The sequence below is a fragment of the uncultured Nitrospira sp. genome (assembly GCA_902500695.1).
In the GTDB taxonomy this organism is placed as follows: domain Bacteria; phylum Nitrospirota; class Nitrospiria; order Nitrospirales; family UBA8639; genus Nitrospira_E.
Genome location: CABVRQ010000096.1, coordinates 5921 through 12810 on the forward strand (window position 1 = coordinate 5921; position 6890 = coordinate 12810).

General features: G+C 53.9%; 1 protein-coding gene. It reads left to right on the forward strand.

Annotated elements, in window-relative coordinates:
• Nucleotides 1-18: 18 nt before the first annotated feature.
• The coding region (locus AAH187_RS16950; protein ID WP_342349664.1) for a CHAT domain-containing protein at nucleotides 19-6890 on the forward strand (6872 nt) is incomplete at its 3' end.

The window sequence follows — 6890 nt, forward strand, 5'->3', positions numbered from 1 at the left end:
GGCGGAGACATTTTCCGGATGGACATTCCCGCGTTTCTCAAGGATTACGTCGACCTCGAACACGCCAAATCGCTGGCCGCCTCGTATCAGGATCATGGGCAACTGGATCTCGCACTAATGGTCCTTGGTAACATTTCTCACAATCTGTTGGGACCACAACCTCCTGAGGCACGAGCGGAATTTGATTTTTCCCTCGCCGAAACACAGACACAGGAGGGAAATTTTCCTGCGGCCCGCCAATCCTTGGAGCCCTACACCAGCCAACCAGGCCGGACCGGCGCGTTGGCCAGAATTTATACCATCGTTTTAGGGGTCCGGGAGCAGGCTCAGGGCATCAGCTCTGCGGCACGACGCCGGCTAGTCACCACAGGCGCATCTGAGCTCCTCACCATCGGGCAGGAACACCGGGACATGGATGAGGTCTACGGTCAAGCCCTCATTGAAGCCGGACGGCTCTACCTCTTTGCGGAGGATCCTCTCACGGCCCTGGAATACCTCGTCAAAGTCGAAGACCTGCACAACAAAGAGATTCGAGCCAAAGGACTCTTCACCAGAGGCGAAGCCTATCGGATTCTGGACGATGCTCCCAATGTGATCCGCGTGTTTGTGGATGTCATCCAATTATTTGGCGAGCGTTCCTCCTGGGGCAAACGTGCTGTCCAACAGGTCGTGCTGCTCTCCCAGCAGGGGGAAACGGAACGTGAGCGCATTACGGCTTTGAACAGGATTATCCCTCAGTATCCTGACCTTCCCGTCTTAATCGCCACCACCCGCTTAACCATCGCCGATCTCTATCACGAACAGGGAGAACAACTCTCCGCTCTGGAAACACTGGATTTCATTATTTCGGCTCCAGACCTTCCCAACGAACTCGTCATCCAAGCCTATCGGAACAAGGCGACGATCCTTTCAGAATCGGAACGCTACCAGGAAGCTGCGGATACCTATGCCGCCCTGAGTCAATTTCCCGGAGAAAATCAAACGGAACTCCAGGAAACCAGGAGCCTGCTCATTTTACAATTGGTGAAAAAAGCGCTGAAGGACCGGAAGGTGGGGGAGACCCGCATCGCCGCCAAATCGCTGAAACACCTCATCGACCAATATCCCGAATCGGTGGAAGCCCATCGGGCCTATATTGAAACCAAAGTCATGCTCAACGACACGACGGAGGTCCAGACCTGGTATACCACCTTAGTCAAGACACATCCCGACCACGCGGTCTATCAATATGGTCAGGCCCTGGCGTTGTCCTATACCGAACCGCCCGACCTCCCGTTAGTCATCCGCCTCCTTCAACGCGCCATGAAAAAAGATCCCGCCCTGGGGTATGTCCACCAAACGCTTGGATGGGCTTACGAACAAACCGAACGGACGTCCGGCAACAAGGGATACCTTGAGAAGGCCGAGCAGGAGTATCGCATCGCGTTGGAGATTAACGACGCAGGCCGCTTTCCCGACGTGGAATCCCAACTGCTCCTGAATTTAGGCAATACGTACCTGGCTCTCTCGAATGCCCGCGAAGCCTATCGGCATTACCGGCAGCGTGAGGAGCAGTTTACTCCGTCAGGCGAGACCATAACCGAATTGCTCTATCGAAAAAATTATGGAGAAGCCTGTTTTAAAGCCGGACGCACCGGTGAATCGTTGGTGCAATATCAATTGGCCTTACGGAATGTGCCTCCCGAGCAGCCAAACCTTCAAGCCGAAATCCTGGAACGTATAGGATTATCCCATCAGGACATCGGACAATATGCCAAAGCCATTGAGACGTTCTCTCAGGCTATGGTTCTCAACCGTGAGTTAGGACATAAACAAAACGTCACCCTGCTTCAGAGAAATGTCGGGGTCAACCTGTTTAACCTGAGCCGCGCCAGCGAAACGGGTGGACGCGAGGAACTCAAACAGGCCTTGGATAGTTACTTCACCAGCCTGGACCATCTCACCACGGCCAGCGGGAAAACCCTTGCCAAGGGACCCGGCTTGTTTAATGTGAATGTGGCCCTCACTGAAGGCGGGTCTCAAGCGGCCAGCGGATTCGACCGGGTGGGCGAAGAAAAACTCATGTTCAGTTACATTGCGAGCACCTATGAGCAATTAGACGAACCAGGTCCCGCCCGGGATTTTTATCGAAAAAAACTCGCGCTCCTTAATCAGGTGGCGCCGGCTGGCCAGGATGCGGCAGCGCTGACAGAAAAAGCCATTGTCCTGAATCGGCTGGGAGTGCTGTCCCACCAATTAGATGAACCTCATGAGGCGATGGAGTCTTTTCGTCAATCCTTGAATTACACCCGGACGTTGAATATTCCGTTCGGGACCAGCGTCAACGTCTATAACCTGTCTTCATTGGCGGTCGAAAGCCTCTTACAAGGGCACACCCCGGACCACAGCCTGGTAGAGGCGATCACCTCGGGCATTCAGGATCTCCAGCAACGAAACTATGAAGACCGCAATGTGTTCTTCACCCTCACCAACACCGCCATGCTCCTTTCGCTTCTTCCCGAACCATCGCCGGATCAGCACCTCAAGCCGGCTGATGCCGTGCAGCGCATGCATGAGCAGTTCACCTATCAGACTCTTCCGTGGTCCTATTACCAGAAAGCCGACTCGCTCCTACACAAACCGGCCTTATTCTCAGATGCTGAACGTCTCCCCGCTCAATTTCTGGTGAAGTTGAACCAGGCCGAATTAGCACGCACGGCGGATCACTCTCAGGAATATCGCCGCATTCAGGACGACTTAGCTAAACTGGTAGATGACCGGCAATCGCCCAATAGGTGGTTGTGGTATCTGGCTCAAGCCGAAGAAGCCGCTGACCCCCTCACGCGGAAAAATTTTCTCAACCAATCCGTTGAGGCCGTCCTTCGTTTCCCCGCTCAAACAGACCCGCCAACGGGTCAGACCAACACCTGGCCCGCATACGAACGTCTGATTCAGCTCTCGGTCGACCAATTGATTGAAGAAGGCCGGCCAGACGACGCCTTTACCGTGGCCGAGCAACTGAGCATCCGGCACATGACCAGCGCCGTCTATGAAGCACTGGGAGAGGACCTGTTCCTCAAAGGCTTGGGAGACTATGAACCGGAATTACACTCGTTACTCGGGGAACTCCGGCAAGCCAGAATGCACGGGAACGTTGCGGCCATTGAAGAACTGGCTCCTGCCCTCCAGGACACACTCTATGCGCTGTTTGAAGAATATCCCTGGGCCACCGCCTCCTTCTGGGCCTATCCTCAGACCAGGGACCTGATATTTCTGGGCGTTGACGCGCAACACCCCTATCTAAAAATTCTCAAAGGACGGCAAGGCTATCATGGCTTTGTTCATAACGGAGAGACGCTGCATTACAGCCCGCTGGTGGTCACGGACAAAGGGATCACCGGGGATGAAGAATTTCACAAGCGGCTACAACAATCAGCCTCGGCCTATGTGGCGATGCCGCAGGAACTGGAATCCACCCTCCCTTCACTGGAACTCGATCAGAAACCGCTCACGTGGGTCAGCAACTTCTATGACTTCCTGAATGGCTTTCATCAGCGCAGCCTCTTTTTTTCTCACATCACCACCCCAAGCACGTTTCTCCCTTCCACGCCTTCGAGTGCGGGAGAAATTCCATTTGTGCTCCAGCAATTTAGCGGGGTCGAGGCTCACGATCATCCGCTGGCCACTCACACCAACATTGCCGCGTTTGTAAAAAATCCGGATACGTTCGCGTTTGAAGTACAGGAAGCTCAGGATGTGCGAGAATTTGTCTCCGTGCTCGATTTTGCCGGGAGTCAACACCATTCGATCCTGCTCTTCGGCGGCATCCCGTCCTCGTCGCCTTCTCCATGGGTCCTGATATCCTCTCTTCTGCGCGCCGGTTTTCCTCATGTCATCGTGAGCCGGACACCGCTCGATTCCCAAACCGCCACCAAGTTTTTGAACCAATATCTGACGCATCTCAACACGCTTCCTCCCGATGAGGCGGTGGTGGCGGCATCAAAAGATATCTGGGGACCGGACACAGGAAAATATCCATTCCGCCACTACGGATTTGCCGGCATGGGTCCGGACGAACGTCAGGAATATGCGGCCTCCATCTACGATCAGGAAGTCGCCGAGGCCATTCATGCATTTGAGACCAAAGACTTTCCCACCTCCCTCCTGCACATCGAACATGCACTCGCGCTCATCGAGCATGCTAAAAAACGAAAGGACTTCAAAGAACTCACCACCCTGGCCGTCGAAACCGCCTTTGAAGTCAGCGATTACGAAAAGGGCATGTTCTTTCAACAGAAGCTGCTGGATTCCCTCACTGCGGAAACCCCTGCCAGCGAGCGAGCCGAGGCGGAATATCGTTTGGGCATCCTGCATTCCCGTCTGGAACATTTTGACATCGCCGTGCAGCACCTCGAACAGGCCAACCAGATTTGGGAAAAGGGCGACGAGCTTGATCGCCTCGCAGAAGGCATGGCCACATTAGGGATCGTACGCGAAAACATGGGTGCCTATACGGAAGCCCTGGAGCAATTCAACCAGTCCTTTTCCCTCTATCAGGAAATCGGGGAAATGGGGCAGACGGCATTTCAATACCGGCGTATCGGCCGTATTTACTACCTTCGATTGGGCCGGTATGAGAAAGCCCGTGAAAACTTCCTGGCCGCTCTGAAACTGTATCAAGAGCAAGGCGATCCACAGGGAGAAGCCGAAGTGCTCTATGAAGTGGGATTAACCTATGAAAAAGTCGGCCTGTTCGACCAGGCCGCGGAACGCTACCATCAGGCCCTCTCGATTGCGAAAGAACTGGATGACCCCAAGCTCCTCACAACGGGCGATCTCTACCTCGCCAATGTGGCCTGGTTCCAGGGGAACTATCAAACGGCCTTTCAACTCTTAACCCAGGCCGACAAAAAAGCCGAGCAGGCCAATGACCCGCAATTACGCATTATGGTGAAAAATACCCGCGGGCTGATTTACTGGACACTCAATGACACCGACAAAGGCCTCGTCCACTTACACGATGCGGTCACGCTCAGCCGATCTTCCAATATCCAAACCGAATTAGCCTCTTCGCTGAATAATCTGGGCTTGATCTATCGGCAACAGGGCGACCACACCGCCGCGCTGGACTATTTCCAACAGGCCAAAACCCTTGATGAGTCCCTGAAGAGCCAATGGGGCCTGGGTTACGACCATCGGAATATCGGCATCTCCTTACTGGCCCTGGGACAGTTGGAAGAAGCCGAAGGACATTTCCTCAAAGCCGAGCAGATCAGCGCCGACATCAACAATGTCATCAATTGGGTCAAGGCCTTGTTAGAACTGGGGAATGTCAATAAAGCCCTGCTGCGACCCGACCAGGCTCTTGGCTATTTCGAACGGGCACATGAGATATCCCAGCGATACGGCATTAAAGAAGTGGAATGGCGGGCGGCAGCGGGCAAGGCCACGTTGTTGAGGGAGGAAGGAAAGCTCCCCGACGCCTTGACCTGGTTCACCAAAGGGGTCGAAGTGGTGGAAGGCATGCGGGCAGCCCTGAAAATCGATGAACTCCGCAATAGTTTCCAGACGAACAAACTGGATCTGTATCGGGACATCATCACCCTGCTCATTACGATGAACCGGACCGATGACGCCTTTAATTTCTTAGAACGGTCACGATCCCGAAGCTTCATCGACCTGTTGGGCAATCAAAAACTCTCGTTCAAAAACGAAGGGGACCAGGAAACCTGGACCAAAATCAACAGCCTGGCTTCCACGGTGGATTCGCTCAAATCGGAACTGGGATCCTATGAGAAGCCCCCTGAGGACCTTCAGGAACGGTATCGCAACACCAAGGCCCTGTATGAAGAAGCCATCCTTGAGGTCAAACAGGAGAATCCAAGTCTCAGCAGTTTTGTCTCCGTGGATCCGCTCAATCTGGAAGGGGTCCAACAGCTCCTGGCTCCCCGAGTGGGACTCCTCACCTATTTTATAACGAAGGACCAGCTTTACCTGTGGCTCATCACGAACGAACGAACCATCTTCAAGACGGTGTCAGCAAAGGAGGAAGACCTCACCCGCCTGGTGACCCGCTACCGGCAACTCGTTCAGCACCTGGAACCGGTTGATGATGAGTTACAAAAACTCTATGTTTCCCTGATTCAACCGGTTGAAGCAGATATCAAAAACCTGGAGTATTTGGGAATCATTCCCGATGGCCCCTTACATTTTCTCTCCTTCGCCGCACTCAAACACGGTCCGGCCTATCTGGTGGATGAGATCCCGCTCTTTTACGCACCTTCGGCGAGCGTCTTCCAATTCACCTTTGCCAAACGGCAAGCCGTGAAGAATGACAAAGTCCTGGCGATCGGGAACCCGGATCTGGGAAATTTCAACTACGATCTTCCGCTGGCCGAACTGGAGGCCCAAAGCATCAAATGGAATTATCCCAATATGGATATTCTGACCGGTACGAAGGCCACCAAAGAATGGGTGGTGAAGAATATCTCCCGATATGGCATCATCCACTTAGCCGCCCATGGGGAATTTGATGAGGGCAATCCGCTGTTGTCTTCACTCTGGCTGGCCTCAGAAAACCCCGAAAACCGCCGACTGACCGTCAAGGAGATTTTCGGTTTGGAATTAAACGCCGACCTGGTGACCTTAAGCGCCTGCCAGACGGGCCTGGGCAAACTGGAAGCCGGAGAGCTGATCGGCCTGAACCGCGCATTTGTCTATGCCGGCACCCATGCCCTGGTGTCCGCCCTGTGGCGGGTGGATGATCTCTCCACCTCTGTGCTCATGAAACATTTTTACCGGAATTACGTGACCGCGAATAAAGCGAAGAGTTTGCGGCAAGCGCAACTCATCGTGAAAAAAGACTTTCCCCACCCGTCCTATTGGGCGGGGTTTAGTTTAATCGGAGACTA